Origin of the sequence: Sorangium sp. So ce448 (genome assembly GCF_051520915.1) — a bacterium.
In the GTDB taxonomy this organism is placed as follows: Bacteria; Myxococcota_A; Polyangia; order Polyangiales; family Polyangiaceae; genus Sorangium; species Sorangium cellulosum_B.
Genome location: NZ_CP150343.1, coordinates 3,729,264 through 3,746,112, shown reverse-complemented (window position 1 = coordinate 3,746,112; position 16,849 = coordinate 3,729,264). Strand labels below are relative to the sequence as shown.

Genomic DNA, 16,849 nt, shown 5'->3' with positions numbered 1-16,849 from the left:
TTTCATCATGAGCGTAATTCACGGCCCGCGGCACGCTGCAGCCACGGCCGCCTGGGTTTCGTGCGCCGCGGGCCCGGCGCCGCTGCCGTCCGGGCGAGCGACACGCTATGCCTGCACCCGGGAACGCCGCGGAGGGAGCCTCCATTCTCTCGGAAATCCTCATCATCCTGGCCCTCGTGCTCGTGAACGGCGTCTTCTCGGGCGCCGAGATCGCGATCGTCACGGTCCGCAAGACGCGGCTCGACCAGCTCGTGCAGTCGGGGAGCCGCCGGGCGTGGGCGGTGAAGCGCTTGCGGGGCAACCCGGAGCGCTTCCTCGCCACCGTGCAGATCGGCATCACCGTCGTCGGCGCGACCGCGAGCGCCTTCGGCGGGTCGACCCTCGCGAAGGACCTCGCGCCGGTCCTCCGCGCGGTGCCGTGGGTCGGGGACGCGGCGGACGAGCTCGCGTTCGCCGCGGTGGTCGCGCTCGTCTCCTTCCTGTCGCTCGTCCTCGGCGAGCTCGTCCCGAAGTCGCTCGCGCTCCGCGCCTCCGAGCGGTACGCGATGCTCGTCGGCCCGCCGCTCCGCGGGCTCTCGTCGCTCGCCCGCCCGCTCGTCTGGCTGCTCACCGCCAGCTCCAACCTGGTGCTGAGGCTCTTCGGCGACCGCACGAACTTCGTCGAGGCGCGCCTCTCCCCCGAGGAGATCCAGCAGATCGTCGACGAGGCCGCCGAGGCGGGCTCGGTCGACAAGCGCGCCGGCGAGATCGCGTCCCGCGCCATCGATTTCGCCTGGCTCACCGCGCTCCAGGTGATGCTCCCCCGCGGCCGCGTCGTGGCGCTCCCGCGCGACGCGGCCGCCCCGGAGGTGCAGCGCGCCGTGCTGGAGCACGGCCACACGCGGATGCCGGTCTACGAGGGGTCGAACGACAACGTGATCGGCTACGTCACGATGCCGGAGGTGCTCGCGCTCCTGTGGGGCGACGGGCAGTTCTCGCTGGAGAGCATCCTGCGCCCGGCGTACTTCGTCGTCGGGTCGATGCCGGCCGTCGATCTCCTCGCCGAGCTGAAGCGGCGCCGGCTCCAGCTCGCCGTGGTCGTGGACGAGCAGGGCGGCATGATCGGCATCATCACGATGGAGGACCTCGTCGAGGAGCTCGTCGGCGAGATCTTCGCCGAGAACGAGGCGCACCCGCCCCACGCAGAGACGATCCGGCGCGAGCCGGACGGGTCGGCGCTCGTGCCCGGCGACATGCCGGTCCACGAGGTCAGCCGGCAGCTCGCGATCGCGCTGCCGGACGACGTCCGCTGGTCGACGGTCGCGGGGCTCTGCCTTGGGCTCGCCCGGCGCATCCCCGCGCCCGGCGACGTCGTGACGACCCCGGACGGGGCGGAGCTCCACATCGTCGACGCGAGCCCGCGGCAGATCCGCACGGTGCGGGTCCGCATCCCGCCCGCGCATCCGAGCGAGCCCGAGGACGACGAGCGGCGCGGCGACGGCTGAACCGGCGCGACCCGTCAGGACGCAGGGACGGGCGCGCCCGGGGCCTCCGCTGGAAGTGGTCGACCACCACGTAGCGCCGGGCGAGGAGGCCGAAGACGACGGCCGCGATCGGGATGAGCGCCGCGAAGAAGAGGTATTGAAGCGCGCCCGTGAACACGTCGAGCGCCGCGGCGCCGGCGACCCGGTCGCGCCCTGTCCGGAACACGAGCGTCGCGATGAACATGAGCGCGCCCGGGATCCCGAAAGCCACCCTCGGCCCCCACCACTCCAGCGTCTTCGGGGTAATAGCAGGCGCTCACGAACAGGTGGTCATTGGCCTCGGCCACATGCTCGTGGATCAACATGGTGTTGATCATGAAGAACGTTAAGGTGTTCTTCATCCCGTAAAAGCTGAAGCGCTCGCGCCGCTCGTTTCCGATGATGTACTTGATCCGAGGGGGAAATCGGTCGGTGACAGGAGCGGTTGCGTCATGGCAGGCCCTCGCGCGCGCCATCCATCCGTGGACCGCCTCCCGCGCCAGGGCAATCCGCGCTGCCTCCCTTCCCTCCGGAGAGCGCCGGCGCGGGCTGGCGGCCTGGTCACGCGCCGCCAGGCCAGGCCAGGCCAGCCCGAGCAGCGCACCCTGTGGTCAAGGTGTGTGACGGTGGCAAAATGGGGCGCGCGCGAGCGCCGGCGCAGACGACGACCGACGATCCACGCGCTGGATTCAGGCTGCAAGGATTGACATCCTGGAAGGCCATCGTCGTATCCTCCCGGTAGCTCCGCGTTACGACCCCCGTCGTCGGCGACTCTGCCGAGGGAAGGTTCATGGAAAAGCTCAAATCGCGCTTCAGGCTCGCGCCGACGTATACCCTGCTCTGGCTCGCTGCGGCGGCGCTCGCCTCGGTGGCATCGTGTTCGGACGGCGGCCCCAGCACGAGCGCGTGCGTCGCGCCGGAGACGGAGTGCGACGGCAACTGTATCAACACGGGCACGAGCACGAGCCACTGCGGCGCGTGCGGCACGGCGTGCGGCAGCGATCAGACCTGCCGCGACGGCGAGTGCGTGGACGTGGCCGCGTGCGACGACGGCCTCGCGTCGTGCGGCGACAGCTGCGTCGACACCCAGAGCGACGAGGCGAACTGCGGCCGCTGTAACAACGCCTGCGACGAGGGGCAGACCTGCGAGGCCGGCGCGTGCCAGGACGAGGGCGGCTGCCCCGCGGGGCGCACCGAGTGCGGCGGCACGTGCGTCGACGTCACGTCCGATCCGGACAACTGCGGCGAGTGCGGCGCCGCGTGCACGGACGGCCAGACCTGCGAGTCCGGCGAGTGCCAGGACGGCGAGTGCTCGACGGGGCTCACCGACTGCGACGGCGCCTGCGTCAACCTCCGGAACGACGCCGGGAATTGCGGCGCGTGCGGCACCATGTGCACGAACGACCAGACGTGCGTCGCCGGCGAATGCCGGGACGGCTGCGGCTCCGGGCTCACGGCCTGCCGCGGCGTCGATGTCTGCGTCGACCTCCAGACCAACGCCGATCATTGCGGCGAGTGCGGCGCCGCGTGCAACGCCTCGCAGGTCTGCCAGGCCGGGGCGTGCGCGTGCACGGTGAGCCCCGGCAACGATCTCGGCAGCGCCGTGCCGCAGATCGTCAACGGCACGACCGCGGGCCAGGCGAACACGTATTCCCCGACGTGCTCCGCCACGAGCGCGGGCGAGCGCATCTACTCGTTCACCGCGGCGACCGCGGGCGTCTACTCGTTCGACAGCACGAACTCCGGCTACAGCGTCGTCCTCGCCCTCCTCGACGCGACGGGCTGCTCCGAGCTCGCGTGCAGCGCCGACCCGAGCGCGGTCATCACGGCCGACCTGGCCATGGGCCAGACCGTCTACATCGTGGTCGACGGCGCGGAGGGCCAGGCGGGCACCTTCGAGCTGAGCGTGACGCGGGCGAGCGCGCCGAGCTGCCCGGCGGGGACCCTCGCCTCGTCGGTGCCGCAGACGATCACCGGCAGCACGATCGGCCGACCCAACAGCGTGCGGCCGACCGTGACGCCGGCCTGCCGCCAATCGGGCAGCCCCGACGCGGGATACGCGTTCACGGCGCCGGTCGCGGGCGACTACACCTTCGATACGTTCGGATCGGCGTTCGACACGATGCTCCACGTGCACGACGCGACCTGCGGGGGGACTCAGCTCGCGTGCAACGACGACACGGACGTCGCGCAGTCGGAGGTCACGGTGACGCTCGCGGCGGGTCAGACCGTCGTGATCGTGGTGGACGGCTCGAACGACACCAGCGACGGCGCGTTCACGCTCCACGTGAAGCGGGCCGTCCCGCCGCCGGTATGCGACGGCTCGGGCACCTGCGGCGACGGCAGCTCGGGGTGCATCCGGTGCGCGTTCGAGAGCAGCTGCGAGGACGAGCTCTCGGCGTGCACGGCAAGCACGCTGTGCCTGGAGTACATAAGCTGCTTCCGTACGTGCGACACGGCCGCCTGCAAGGAGGCCTGCAGGACGGCAGACCCGGCCAGCGCGGCCCTCTACGACGCGATGCTCCAGTGCGCCCTCTGCGACGTGTGCCGGAACGATTGCAGCGGCTCGCCGGAGGTCGTGTGCCGCTGAGCGGGCGGGTGAAATAGAAACGCTGCGTCGCCCGTGTTACGAACGGGATGATGCAGCGCATCCTCCACGGCCACTTCTGGACGGTCGCTCCCTGGCTCAAGCATCAGATTCGCGCCCCGCGGCTCGCGCCGTCTTCCCCCTTCTCGGTCCACGTCGATGAGACTCCTGCCGGGCCCGTCCGGCTGCTCGGCAGGGTCCGCCATCGAGATGACGCGGGCTCGATCCTCGTCGTCGTCCACGGGCTCGGCGGTACGAGCGAGAGTTATTATGTGGTCGAGGCCGCCCTGACGGCCGAGCGCGCCGGGCTCGCCTGCCTGCGCATCAACCTGCGCGGCGCCGGGGGCGACGGAGACGACATCTACCACGCTGGCCTGTTCTCCGATCTCCACGCCGCCATCACCTCCCCCGAGCTCGACCGGTACGAGCGCGTGCTCGTGCTCGGCTACTCGCTTGGCGGGCATATCGCCCTCCGTTACGCGGCGTCGGGCTCGCTCGACGGGCGCGTCCACGCCGTGGCGGCCGTCTGCCCGCCGCTCGACCTGGAGCGAGCCGTGGCCGCCATCGATCAGCCCGAACGGTGGGTTTACCGCAGGCACGTGATGGCCGGGCTGAAGGAGATGTACACCGCCGTCGCCTCGCGCCGCGCCGTGCCCGTGCCCCTCGACGAGGCGCTCGCCATTCGCACGATCCGCGAATGGGACCGGCGCATCATGACGCGACGCTTCGGCTACCAGAGCGCGGAGGCCTACTATGCGAGCGAGAGCGCCGCCCCGCGCCTCCGCGACATCGACGTCCCGTCGCTGATCGTCGCGGCGGAGGCCGATCCGATGGTGCCGCTCGACACGGTGCGGCCGGCGATCGAGGCCTGCCCGCGCTCGCCGCTGCTCGACGTGCAGTGGCTCCGGCACGGCGGGCACGTGGGCTTCCCGCGGACGCTGAGCCTCGGGTTCGGGGCGGCGCCGGGCCTCGAGTCCCAGGTCATCCACTGGCTCACGAGGCATTGAGCGCGTGCGCGGCCGCGGCGCGGCGGCGTCACCCGCGCGGCGCGGCGGGCGTCAGCGCGTAGACGTCGACGTCCACGCCCGGGCTATAGAGCACGTGCGGCGCTCCCGCCGGGGCGGGCAGGCCGGCCGCGGCGACGACGCTCTCCTCGACGTGGGTCACCTCGGCCCGGCGGAGCGGATAGGGCGCGTGGTGCACCTGCCCGATCCTGAGCGCGCCGCCGCTCGCGGCGAACAGCAGGTAACGCTCGGCCAGGAAGTGCTCGAAGGTCCCCGGCGCCGCGGCGCCGCCGTCGATCGCCGCGCCGACGCGATAACGCGCCTCGAAGCGCGCGGGCACGGGGCCCGGCCAGCGCCGCTCGCTGCGGTAACGGACCTCCCCGTCCCTCGATTCGAGTTCCATCGAGGCGTGGTGATAGGGCAGGTGCCAGCCGACCCGGGCCGCGACGACCGCGATCGCCTTGGCCGCGTCCAGGCTGAAGAACCAGACGCCCGGCGCTCGCCCCTCCTGGTGAACGTAGGTGCGGACGTTGAGCTCGTGGAAGTTCGAGATCCCGGGCACGCTCGGCGACCACCAGGGGCTGACGTCGCGCATGGTGAAGGCGACGACGCCGACGTAGGCCCTGCCCTCGAAGGTGTCGAGTTCGAGCGCAGGCGGCACGACGGCGCGCAGCGCGGCGATCGGCGTCTCCCAGTGCAGGAAGAGCAGCTCTCTCCAGCGCTGGAAGCCTGCCGGGCGGCCAGGGGGGCGGAGCGTGGGGGCGATTCGATCCACGGCGACCTCATCATAGGACGGCGCGGTCAGAAGATCTCCTCTCGCGGCGGGCAATGGCATGGGGATATCCTGCGCGCGGGCCGAACGGGTACGGAGCGGAGGCAGGATGAAGAAGCTCATCAATGCGCCGGACGATCTCGTCGATGAGGCGCTCGAGGGGATGGCGCTCGCGCACGCCGAGCTCCTCCGGGTGAACGCCGCGCCGCGCTTCGTCACGCGCGCGGAGGCGAAGGGCAAGGGAAAGGTCGCGCTCCTCTCCGGCGGCGGCAGCGGGCACGAGCCGCTGCACGCCGGGTTCGTCGGGCGCGGCATGCTCGACGCCGCCTGCCCCGGCGCCGTGTTCACGAGCCCGACGCCCGACCAGATCTTCGAAGCGACCCGGGCAGTCGACGGCGACGCCGGCGTGCTCCACATCATCAAGAACTACACCGGTGACGTGATGAACTTCGAGATGGCCGCCGAGCTCGCGCGCGAGGCGGGAATCCCGGTGGAGGGCGTGCTCGTGAACGACGACGTGGCGGTCGAGGACAGCCTGTACACGGCCGGACGGCGCGGCGTGGGGACGACCGTCCTCGTCGAGAAGATCTGCGGCGGCGCCGCCGAGGCGGGCCGCCCGCTCGAGGAGGTGGCGGCGCTCGGCCGACGGGTCAACGCGCGCGGCCGCAGCATGGGGGTCGCGCTCTCCGCCTGCACGGTGCCGCACGCCGGCAAGCCGTCGTTCGAGCTCGGCCCGGGCGAGATGGAGGTCGGCATCGGCATCCACGGTGAGCCCGGCCGGCGGCGGGCCAAGCTGGAGCCGGCCGACCGGGTGGCCGAGATGCTGATGCAGCCGATCCTCGACGACCTGCCGTTCGAGCCGGGCGACGACGTGCTGCTGTTCGTCAACGGCATGGGCGGGACGCCGCTCCTCGAGCTCTACGTCGTGTACCGCAAGGCGCGCGCGATCGCGCAGGGCCGCGGCCTCAAGGTCGCGCGCACCCTCGTAGGGTCGTACATCACGTCGCTCGAGATGGCCGGCGCGTCGGCGACCCTGCTCAAGCTCGACGACGAGATGCTCCGCTGGTGGGACGCGCCGGTGCACACGCCGGCGCTGCGCTGGGGGGCCTGAGCCATGGACGCCTTGAACGGCGCGCACATCGCGGCGTGGATCGAGCGCGCGGCCGACGTCATGGAGCGCGAGAAGGTGCTCCTGACCGAGCTCGACGCGGCGATCGGCGACAGCGACCACGGCACCAACATGGCGCGCGGCTTCACGGCGGCGCGCGTCCGGCTCGGCAGCCTCGATCACGGCGACGTCGGCGCGCTGCTGAAGGGCGTCGGGATGATCTTGCTGTCGACCGTCGGCGGGGCGAGCGGCCCGCTCTACGGCACGCTGTTCCGCGACGCGGGCCAGCGGGCGGCCGGCGCCGCGGCGCTCGATCTCGCGGCCCTGGCCGGGTGCCTCGAGGCGGGCCTCGACGGCGTGAGGCGGCGAGGCAAGGCGTCGCCCGGCGACAAGACGATGGTCGACGCGCTCTCCCCTGCGGTCGACGCGCTCAAGGCCGCGCTGAGCGCGCCGGCGCCCACGGGCGAGCCGGCGCGCTCCCCGCTCATGGACGGGCTCGCTCGCGCCGCCGAGGCGGCGCAGGCCGGCGCGCTCGCGACCGTGCCGCTCATCGCTCGCAAGGGCCGGGCGAGCTACCTCGGTGAGCGCAGCGCTGGGCACCAGGACCCCGGCGCCGCGTCGTGTTCGCTCTTGCTGCGGAGCCTGGCCGCGACGGCAGGCGTATGAGCGGGGCGGCGGGCCGCGTCGGGCTCGTCCTGGTCTCGCACAGCCGGGAGCTCGCCGAGGCCACCGAGGCGCTGGCCCGCCAGATGACCGGCGAAGCGGTCGCCATCGCGTGCGCGGCGGGCGCGGGCGACGGCGGCGCGGAGCTCGGCACCGACGCGACCGCGATCGCCGCGGCGCTCGAGCGCGTCTGCGGGCCGGCCGGCGCCGTCGTGCTGATGGACATCGGCGGCGCGATCCTGAGCGCCGAGACGGCGCTCGAGCTCATCGATCCGGCCATCGCCGCGCGCACGCGCCTCTCCGGCGGGCCGATCGTGGAAGGGGCGGTCGCGGCGGCCGTGCGGGCCGCGGCGGGCGGCACGCTCGATCAGGTCGCCGCGGAGGCGCGGCAGGCGCTCGTTCCCAAGGCCGAGCAGCTCGGCGAGGCGGAGCGCCCCGCGGCGGCGTCGGCGGCCGCGACCGATGCGGCCGCGCCGGCCGCGGCGGTCGAGCTCGCGATCACCGATCCGGGCGGCCTGCACGCGCGCCCTGCCGCGCGGCTCATCACGCGCGCGGTGGCCTTCGACGCGGCGATCACCCTGGAGAACGTGACGGCCGCGCGCGGTCCGGTGCCGGCCTCGAGCCTGATCGCGCTCGCGTCCCTCGGGGCGCGCCGGGGCGACGTGCTGCGCGTGCGCGCGACCGGGCGGCAGGCGGTCGAGGCGGTCGAGGCGCTCGCTGCGCTCCTGCAGCGCGACGCGCCGGCGGCCGCGCCCACGGCGCCCCCCGCGTCGTGCCACGCGATCCCCGTCGCGCCCGGCGTCGCGCTCGGCCCCATGGTCCGGCTGGTGCGGTCGATGCCGGAGGTCCCCGAGACGACGGTCGACGATCCTGCAGCCGAGGCCGAGCGGCTTCGGCGGGCGCTCGTTCTGGCAGCGCAGGACCTCGGCAGCGCGCTGCGCGGCACCGACATCCTCGACGCGCATCAGGCGCTGCTCTGCGACCCGGCGCTCGTCGACGAGGCGATCGCCCGGATCGAGCGGGAGCGCTGCAACGCCGCCTGGGCCTTCCGCCAGGCGATCCACGCGGCGGCCGCGATCTACCGGCGGCTCGACGACCCGTACCTGCGGGCGCGCGAGGCCGACGTTCACGACGTGGGCGACGCCGTGGTGCGCGCCCTGCTCGGCGGCGCCGCGGCGGTGCTGCCCGACGGGCCGCCGGCCGTCGTCGTGGCCGAGGACCTCACGCCGTCGGAGGCCGCGCGGCTCGATACGAGGCGGGTGCTCGGCGTCATCGACCGGCGCGGCGGTCCCACCTCGCACGCGGCCATCCTGCTGCGGAGCGCCGGCATCCCCGCGGTCGCCGGGGCCGCGGCGCTGGTGCCGGACGCGGGCGGCGCGCGCGCCGGCCTCGACGGGACGACCGGCGAGGTGTGGCTCGACCCGGATCCCGCGACCACGATCGAGCTCGAGCGGCGGCAGGCGGCCCTCCGCGCGTCACGGCGGCCGCCAGGCGCCCGGGACGGCCGGTTGCGCCTCGCCTGCGGCCGCGAGGTCGAGCTCTGGGCGAACGTGGCCGGCCCCTCGGACGCGCGCGCCGCGCGCGCGGCAGGCGCCCTCGGGATCGGGCTCCTGCGCACCGAGATGCTGTTCCTGGACCGCGTGGACGAGCCTGGCGAGGACGAGCAGGCGGAGCTGCTCGCGGAGATCTTCGCGGCGTTCGCCGGCGCTCCGATCGTGGTCCGCACGCTCGACGCCGGCGGGGACAAGGCGCTGCCGTACCTCGAGCTCGACGCGGAGGCGAACCCCAGCCTGGGCGTCCGCGGCGTCCGCCTCTCCCTCGCGCGGCCGGCGCTGCTCGAGGCGCAGCTCCGCGCGATCCTTGTCGCGGGGCGCGGCCATGACATCCGGGTGCTGGTCCCGATGGTCTCGACCGCCGCGGAGGTGAGCGCCGTGCGCGCCGCGCTGGAGCGCGCGCACGAGGCGCTCGCGGCGACGGGCGCGGCGCACCGCTGGCCCGTGGCCACGGGCATCATGGTCGAGGTGCCGTCGGCGGCGCTCATGGCCGAGCGCCTCGCGCGCCAGGCCGACTTCTTCAGCATCGGGACCAACGATCTGACGCAGCACACGCTGGCGGCCGAGCGCGGTCACCCGCGGCTGCACGCGCTCGCGGATCCGGCGCACCCGGCCGTGCTGCGGCTCGTGCGCGGGGTGGTGGAGGCGGGGCACGCCGCGAAGCGGCCGGTCTCGGTGTGCGGCGAGGCCGCCGGCGATCCCGGCGTCGCGCCGCTCCTCGTCGGGCTCGGGATCACGCGCCTCAGCATGTGCGCCTCCGCGTTCGACGCGGTGGAGGACGCGCTCGCCGGCGCCTCGTTCGCCGATCTCGCCGCCGTCGCCGAGGAGGCGCTCGCGGTCGACGACGCGGCGGCGGCCCGCGCAGCCCGCGCGGCGGCGCGGCGTCCGGGCTGACGTCGGTGCGGTGACGGAGCGGGCAGACGCCTGGCCAGGAACAGCCAGACGTCTGGTCAGTCCGGCGCCCGACCTCGCGAGCGCTCCGGGCTGCGACCGTCGATACGCCGCTCGCTACAGCGCCCCCGCCGGCGCGGCGCCCTCGTGCGCGGAGCGCGCGGCGGTGTCGCCCGAGGGCTGATTTGCCCGCGCCGGGTGTCCCAGCAGGCACACGCCTTCTTCGGGCAGCTCCGTCGCCGCATCGCACGCCGCGAGCTCCCAGCCGGTCGCCTGTTCGGCGTCGGTCCCGGTGAGGTCGGCACCTCGGAGGTTGGCAGCGGTCAGATCGGCGGTCCCGAAGGTCGACTCCATCAGCGCGGCGCCCGAGAGGTCGGCCCCGGCGAGGCGCGCGCTCCGGAAGCTGCTCTGGCTGAGATCGGCGCGGGAGAGATCGAGTCCCGACAGATCCAGCCCGTCGAAGCTGCGGTGACCGCTCCGCGCGAGGAGGCGTACGGCGGTGGACCGTTGCGCGGCGTCGCCCGAGGCGAGCGTGGCGCGCAGCCGGAAGACCGCGAGGCGCGACGGATCGAGGCCGTAGACGAGCGTCGCGGCGAACGCGGCGAGCACGAGGCGGGCGCCCAGGGAGCGCAGGGCGTTGCGTTCTGTGCCGACAAGAGGCAGCGCGAACGTCAAGAGCGCCGCGCCCAGCGCGCTGCCGGCGTGCGCTGCCAGGAGGAGGCCGCGCGGAGGGATCTTCGCCAGAGCGACGGCGGCCACGAGGACGAGGAGCAATGCGCCGCCGGCGAGCGCGAGGCGCAGCTCGGTCGACCGCGCGAGCTGGGGCGCGTCCGGCGCCCTCCGAGGGCCACCGGACACGGCGGCGCGGCGGACCGCCGGAGGCTCGCGCTCACCGGCAGCGCGGCGCGAGGCGCTGGCAGCCACGCCCTGGCGGGGAACGTCGGTCGCGGTGGGTATCCGCTGCGACTCGGGTATCCGCTGCGACTCGGGTATCCGCTGCGACTCGGGTGGCGCCGAGATCCGTTGCGATGACCACGCCGCCTCCATCCGCCGCGAGTCCGGCGCCGCATCCATCCGCCGCGAGTCCGGCGCCGCATCCCCCCGCCGCGAGTCCGGCGCCGCATCCCCCCGCCGCGAGTCCGGCGCCGCATCCCCCCGCCGCGAGTCCGGCGCCGCATCCCCCCGCCGCGAGTCCGGCGCCGCCTCCATTCGCCGCGAGTCCGGCGCCGCCGGGCGACGGCTCCGCGCTGCGCTCTCGGGGACCGCGTCGGCGCTCGCGAGGGCGTCGCGCAGCGGCGAAGGGAACGACGCGACGTCGTCGAACGACGCGCCCGCGCTCGCCAGCGCCAGGATGGCCTCCTCGTCGAAGCCGGATCGCGCGCACGCCGACGGATCGACGCGCGCGCCCACGAGCGAGCCCGCCGAGGAGAACGAGCGCGGGAGCTTGGCCCCGCGCAGGTCCGCGGCCGCGAGCAGCGCCCCGCCGAGCAGCGCCCCCGAGAGATCGGCCCAGCGCAGGTCGGCCCCGGTGAGGTCGGCGTTGACGAGCGACGCGGCGTCGAGCCGCGCCCCCCCGAGGTTCGCGCCGGTGAGCTTGGCCCCGTCGAGGCGCGCGCCCGCGAGGTTCGCGCCCTGAAGGTCGGCGCAGCGCAGGTGCGCGGCCGCGAGGTCCGCGCCGGGGAGCTCGATGGCGGTGCTCTCGCCGCCGCGGCGCGACGAGAGGGCACCGAAGAGCGTGTGGAGAGCTGCGGTGTCCATGGCGGCGCCGCCTACTCGTCCGGGTCGATGGTGCCGATCGTGCTGGCGAACACCACCTGCCCGTCCTTCATGTAGCCGTCCAGCGCGAACCACGCGTGAATATTGTCCCCGTCGAGGTCGCCTCGCGCATAGGCGGCCCACCTGCGATCCTCCGGCACATCCGCCGGAAAGTGGTTGACGGAGACGGGCATCGGAGAGCCGCCGAGTCGATATCGATACTGGTACGACTGAGGGTGGCTGATCGAGAACGCGAGGCACTTCCAGCCAACGGTCGGGCTGCCGGTGTTGTAGTCAACATTCGGGCTGGGGTCGGGCCGATATTTCTTCCCCTGGACACGAGAGAACCCGTTGGGCACCGTGACCGCATCGCTGCAGAGCGGCTGGGTCGCCGTGGTGCCCGACATCGCCTGGAGGCGCTCGGCCGAACCGACGACCGCCCTGGCGATGCCGCCGATCGTCTGCTTGGCCTCGGCCGATTTGGCGAACACGAGGTACTTGGACACCCCCTGGGTCCCCAGGGCGGCCAGGATCGCCACGACCCCGCCCGCGACCATCACCTCGACGAGCGAGAAACCTCGTTGACCTCGCCCTCGAGCCGCCCACTCCACGCCAGGTCGAAAATTTCTTGCCACGATACAACTATATACCGGGGCTGTTCATCGATAAACAAGCACAACCCAGAGCGCTCCGGGCCATGGAACGCTGTTTGGTCGGGGGTTGTGGGGAGTGTGGTCGTGCGGGCAACGCGACTCCCACGTAGGCCACGGAAGAAGCGATGTGGCTGCGCGGTGAGCGCGGGTGGGCGGTGAGCTCAGGCGCGCGGGCCAGCGGTCTTGGGCGGCGGATCCCCGGCGAGGAACGCTTCCAGCGCATCGGCGATGCGCTCGCCGGTCTTGCCGTCCCATCCCTCAGGCACGGAGCCTCGCTTGGCGCGGCCGTCGAGGATGGCGTCCACCTCGCGCGCGATGAGCGCGGCGTCGAGCCCGACGACGATGTTCGTGCCCTGCGTCACGGTGATGGGCCGCTCGGTGCCCTGACGCATCGTGAGGCACGGGATCCCGAGCGCGGTCGTCTCTTCCTGGATGCCGCCGGAGTCGGTGGCGACGAGCAGCGCATTGCCCATCACGGTCACGAAATCGTCGTATCCGAGCGGCTCCATGATCCGGAGCCCCTTCGTCTCGCGGAGGCGCGCCGAGAGCCCGAACGACTCGGCGCGGGCGACGGTGCGCGGGTGGACGGGGAACACGGTCGGCAGGCGCTGCGCGATCGCCTCGAGCGCGTCGAGCGTCTCGGCGAGCCGCTCGGCGCTGTCGACGTTGGCCGGGCGGTGGAGCGTCGCGATCGCGTACTTCTTCGGCTCGAGCCCGAAGCGCGAGAGCGCGTCCGTCTGGCGCTTGAGGGCGTAGTGGACCGAGTCGATCATCACGTTGCCGACGAACCGGATTCGCTCGGGCGGGATGCCCTCCGCGAGCAGGTTGGGGTGGGCGTCGTGAGAGGGGGTGAGCAGGAGATCGGAGAGCTGGTCGGTGAGGATGCGGTTGATCTCCTCGGGCATCGTCCAGTCGCGCGAGCGCAGCCCGGACTCCACGTGGACGACGGGAATTCCGAGCTTGGACGCCGCGAGCGCGCCCGCGAGCGTGCTGGTGACGTCCCCGACGACGACAACCACCTTGGGCCGGTGCTCGATCATGTCGGCCTCGGCGCCGACGAGGACCGCCGCGGTCTGCTGGGCGTGCGAGCCGCCGCCTGCCTTGAGCGTGTGATCCGGCGTCGGCAGGCCGAGATCCCGGAAGAACACATCGCTCATCGTCGTGTCGAAGTGCTGCCCCGTGTGGAGCAGCCGCATCGGTAGACGGCGCGCCTTGAGGGCGCGGCAGATGGGGGCGAGCTTCATGAAGTTCGGGCGCGTCGCGGCGACGAGGTAGATCATCTCGACCGAGGATGATGCCGTGGTACTCGGCGCAGCACCAGCGTTTTAACGGAGCCGCGGGCGCGGCCGGCGCTCGGTATCTTCACCATCCTCGCTGCTTACAATGACGATTACGATTGCGATACCTAGGCGCCGCGGTTGGCCATCGCGCCCGCGACGCCGCCCACGTCGGACGCGTCGGACCTGCGCTCGCGCTCCGCCGAGCGCCGCGCCCGGCGTGTGCGCCACCACCGCTCGGCGCTCATCACCGGCAAGATCGACATCGCCACCAGCGTCGACTTCACCCACGCGTCGAGCGAGAGCGGCGCCGAGCCGAACAGCGTGTGCATGAACGGCGCGTAGACGAAGCAGAGCTGCAGCGCGAGCAGCGCGCCGATCCCGACGTAGACCCAGGGATTCGAGAAGAGCCCGATCTTCAGCATCGAGTCGCGCAGCGACCGGCAGTTGAGCACGTAGAAGATCTGGAACAGCACGACCGTCGTGACCGCCGCGGTCTGGGCCTCGCGGTAGGCGATCTCCGAGACGACGCCGCCGCGCACCTCCGTGATGTACTCGTAAAAGAACAGCCCGATCGCCCCGGCCGTCATGAGGACCGCGACGATCGCCGTACGCACGAGCACGAACCGGCTCAGGATCGGCTCGTCCGGATCCCGGGGCGGGCGGCTCATCACGTCCTTCTCCATCGCCTCGAACGCAAGCGGCAGGGAGAGCGCGACCGTGGCGACCAGGTTGACCCAGAGGATCTGGACGGCCGTGATCGGCATGAGCGGCGCGCCCCCGACGATCGGGAAGCTCATCACCGCCACGAGCAGGATCAGCGCCTCGCCCAGGTTCGTCGGCAGCACGAACGCGAGCGCCTTGACCAGGTTGTCATAGACGCGGCGCCCCTCCTCGACCGCCGCGCGGATGCTCGCGAAGTTGTCGTCCGTCAGCACGACGTCGGCGGACTCCTTCGACACAGCGGTCCCCGTGATCCCCATGGCCACGCCGATGTCCGCCTGCTTGAGCGCGGGCGCGTCGTTCACGCCGTCGCCGGTCATCGCGACGACCTTCCCCTCGGCCTGCAGCGCCTTCACCAGGCGGAGCTTGTGCTCCGGCGCGACGCGCGCGAACACGTGCGTGGACGTCGCCGCCGCGCGCAGCTCGCCCTCCGAGAGCCGCGAGAGCTCCGTTCCGTTCATCGCGCGCGCCCCGTCGGGCACGAGCCCGAGCTGCCCGCCGATCGCCCGCGCGGTCGCCAGGTGATCGCCCGTGATCATCTTCACGGTGATCCCGGCCGCGTGGCACGCCTTGATCGCGTCGATCGCCTCGGGACGCGGCGGGTCGATCATCCCCTCCAGGCCGAGGAGCTCGAACCCCTCCGGGAGGTGCTCCTCGTCGAGCGAGGCCACGTCGCGGCCCGCCGGCCGCGACGCCACGGCGAGCACGCGCATGCCCTGCGCCGCCATCTGCTCGACCTGCGCCATCGCCTGGGCCCGCCCCGCCTCGCCGATCGCGGCGCGGCCGAGCACCGCCTCGGGCGCCCCCTTCATGAAGATCACCCGGTCTCCGCCGGGGGCCTCGTGGAGCGTCGCCATGAGCTGCCGCTCCGACGAGAACGGGACGACATCGACGCGGCGGTGCTCCCGCCGCGTCCCCTCGACGTCCACGCCGAGCTTCTGGGCCGCGACGACGAGCGCGCCCTCGGTCGGGTCGCCCTCGATGCCGCAGGCGTCCCCCTCGCGCGTCATGCGGGCGTCGTTGCAGAGCAGCCCCGCGCGGAGCAGCGCGCGCACCGCCTCGGGCACCTCGCCGACCGGCGCGCCGTCGCGGCGGAGCTCGCCTTCGGGCGCGTAGCCGACGCCGGTCACCTCGAGCGCGGCTCCGGCCTGCTCGAGCGCCGCCTCCCCTTGCGCGCCGGCGGCGGGCGTCCACAGGGCCCGGACCGTCATCTCGTTCCGCGTCAGCGTCCCGGTCTTGTCCGAGCAGATGACGCCCGTGCTGCCCAGCGTCTCGACCGCGGGCAGCTTCCGGATCACCGCGCGGCGCCGAGCCATCCGCTGCACGCCGATGGCGAGCGAGATGGTGATGATCGCGGGCAGCCCCTCCGGGATCGCGGCGACCGCGAGCGAGATGCCCGCGAGCATCGCGTCGACCGGCGGGTAGCCACGGAGCAGCGCGACCCCGACGATGAGCAGCGCGACCGCGACGATCGCGATGGTCAGCACGCGGCCGACCTTGGCCATGGAGCGCGTGAGCGGCGTCTCGATCTCGGTCGCCTCGTGGAGCATCGAGGAGATGCGGCCGAGCTCGGTCGCGGCGCCCGTGGCGACGACCACCGCGGTGGCCGCGCCGCTGGTCACGAGCGTCCCGCCGAAGGCGAGGTTCTTGCGGTCGCCGACGCCGGCGTCCTCGGGGACCGCGGCGACGTGTTTGTCCGACGGCACCGACTCCCCGGTGAGCGCCGACTCGTCCACGTGGAGGTTCTTCACCGAGAGCAGCCGGGCGTCGGCGGGGACCTTGTCGCCGGCGTCGAGCACCACCACGTCGCCGGGGACCACGTCGGCGGCGGGGATCACGCTCCGCTGGCCGCCGCGCACGACCGTGGCCGTCTGGGGCACCATGTCGACGAGCGCCTCGATCGCCTTGCCCGCGCGGAGCTCCTGGACGAAGCCGATCGCCGTGTTGAGCACCACGACCGCCAGCACGACCGCGCCGTCGATCGCCTCGCCCATGGCCATCGCGAGGGCCGCCGACGCGAGCAACACGTAGATGAGCGGGTCGTTGATCTGACGGAAGAGCAGCTTGAGCGGGCCGTCGCCCTTCGCGCGCTGGATCACGTTGGGCCCGACATCCTTGAGCCGCCTGGCGGCCTCGTCACCCGCGAGGCCGGCCTCGGCGCTCTCGATCCTGGAGAGCACATCGGGGGCAGGCAGGCTGTGCCAGGCGATCGCGACCGACGGGGGGAGGACGCGTTGGGACATGGAGTCATCTCCTGCGGTGGCAGCCGCGCTGTGCGCGCTGTTCCGACCGGCTGTGGCTGCTCATCACGTGCTCTGCACGTGGCTGGCGCTTGGTTTCCCCTGCCATTTGGCATGTCTC

11 protein-coding genes are annotated in these 16,849 nt (G+C 73.2%); 6 read left to right on the top strand and 5 right to left on the bottom strand.

All coding sequences use genetic code 11. The annotated features are described in order from the left end of the window. Positions 1-107 precede the first annotated feature (107 nt). The 3 genes from WMF45_RS14425 (at position 108) to WMF45_RS14415 (ending at position 5,096) form a co-directional block, all read left to right on the top strand. Positions 108-1,484, top strand: a complete 1,377-nt coding sequence (locus WMF45_RS14425) for a hemolysin family protein (protein WP_437717468.1) — start codon at positions 108-110, stop codon at positions 1,482-1,484. Between the two features lie 808 nt (positions 1,485-2,292). Next, positions 2,293-4,092, top strand: coding sequence for an MXAN_6577-like cysteine-rich protein (locus WMF45_RS14420; RefSeq protein ID WP_437717467.1), 1,800 nt, complete (start codon positions 2,293-2,295; stop codon positions 4,090-4,092). 47 nt (positions 4,093-4,139) lie between these two features. Beyond that, entirely contained in the window at positions 4,140-5,096 is a 957-nt protein-coding gene (locus WMF45_RS14415; protein WP_437717466.1) for a YheT family hydrolase, read from the top strand. A 28-nt stretch (positions 5,097-5,124) separates the two neighbouring features. On the opposite strand, the gene WMF45_RS14410 is transcribed toward WMF45_RS14415, so the two are convergent. Continuing rightward, positions 5,125-5,868 carry a YqjF family protein gene (locus tag WMF45_RS14410; protein ID WP_437717465.1) on the bottom strand — a complete coding sequence of 248 codons (744 nt, stop codon included), beginning with the start codon at positions 5,866-5,868 and terminating at the stop codon, positions 5,125-5,127. 106 nt (positions 5,869-5,974) lie between these two features. On the opposite strand from WMF45_RS14410, the gene dhaK reads away from it, so the two are divergent. The 3 genes from dhaK to ptsP are packed head-to-tail and all read left to right on the top strand — an operon-like array spanning position 5,975 to position 10,083. Then, positions 5,975-6,976: a dihydroxyacetone kinase subunit DhaK gene (gene dhaK, locus WMF45_RS14405; protein WP_437717464.1), complete on the top strand. Its 1,002-nt coding sequence runs from the start codon at positions 5,975-5,977 to the stop codon at positions 6,974-6,976. Between the two features lie 3 nt (positions 6,977-6,979). Beyond that, entirely contained in the window at positions 6,980-7,639 is a 660-nt protein-coding gene (dhaL, locus tag WMF45_RS14400; RefSeq protein WP_437717463.1) for a dihydroxyacetone kinase subunit DhaL, read from the top strand. Then, the gene (gene ptsP, locus WMF45_RS14395) at positions 7,636-10,083 is read left to right on the top strand and encodes a phosphoenolpyruvate--protein phosphotransferase (RefSeq protein WP_437717462.1); all 2,448 of its coding nucleotides are present in this window, start codon (positions 7,636-7,638) and stop codon (positions 10,081-10,083) included. The genes dhaL and ptsP overlap by 4 nt, the downstream gene beginning before the upstream one ends. A gap of 114 nt (positions 10,084-10,197) precedes the next feature. On the opposite strand, the gene WMF45_RS14390 is transcribed toward ptsP, so the two are convergent. The 4 genes from WMF45_RS14390 to WMF45_RS14375 all read right to left on the bottom strand — a co-directional run bounded on the left by WMF45_RS14390 (position 10,198) and on the right by WMF45_RS14375 (position 16,731). Beyond that, complete coding sequence (locus tag WMF45_RS14390) at positions 10,198-11,838, bottom strand: pentapeptide repeat-containing protein (RefSeq protein ID WP_437717461.1); 1,641 nt, start codon at positions 11,836-11,838, stop codon at positions 10,198-10,200. An 11-nt stretch (positions 11,839-11,849) separates the two neighbouring features. Next, positions 11,850-12,470 (bottom strand): pilin, encoded by a 621-nt coding sequence (locus WMF45_RS14385; protein ID WP_437717460.1) that lies wholly within the window; start codon positions 12,468-12,470, stop codon positions 11,850-11,852. 179 nt (positions 12,471-12,649) lie between these two features. Continuing rightward, positions 12,650-13,768: a non-hydrolyzing UDP-N-acetylglucosamine 2-epimerase gene (gene wecB, locus WMF45_RS14380; RefSeq protein WP_437535334.1), complete on the bottom strand. Its 1,119-nt coding sequence runs from the start codon at positions 13,766-13,768 to the stop codon at positions 12,650-12,652. A gap of 125 nt (positions 13,769-13,893) precedes the next feature. Beyond that, positions 13,894-16,731 carry a cation-translocating P-type ATPase gene (locus WMF45_RS14375; protein ID WP_437717459.1) on the bottom strand — a complete coding sequence of 946 codons (2,838 nt, stop codon included), beginning with the start codon at positions 16,729-16,731 and terminating at the stop codon, positions 13,894-13,896. Positions 16,732-16,849 lie beyond the last annotated feature (118 nt).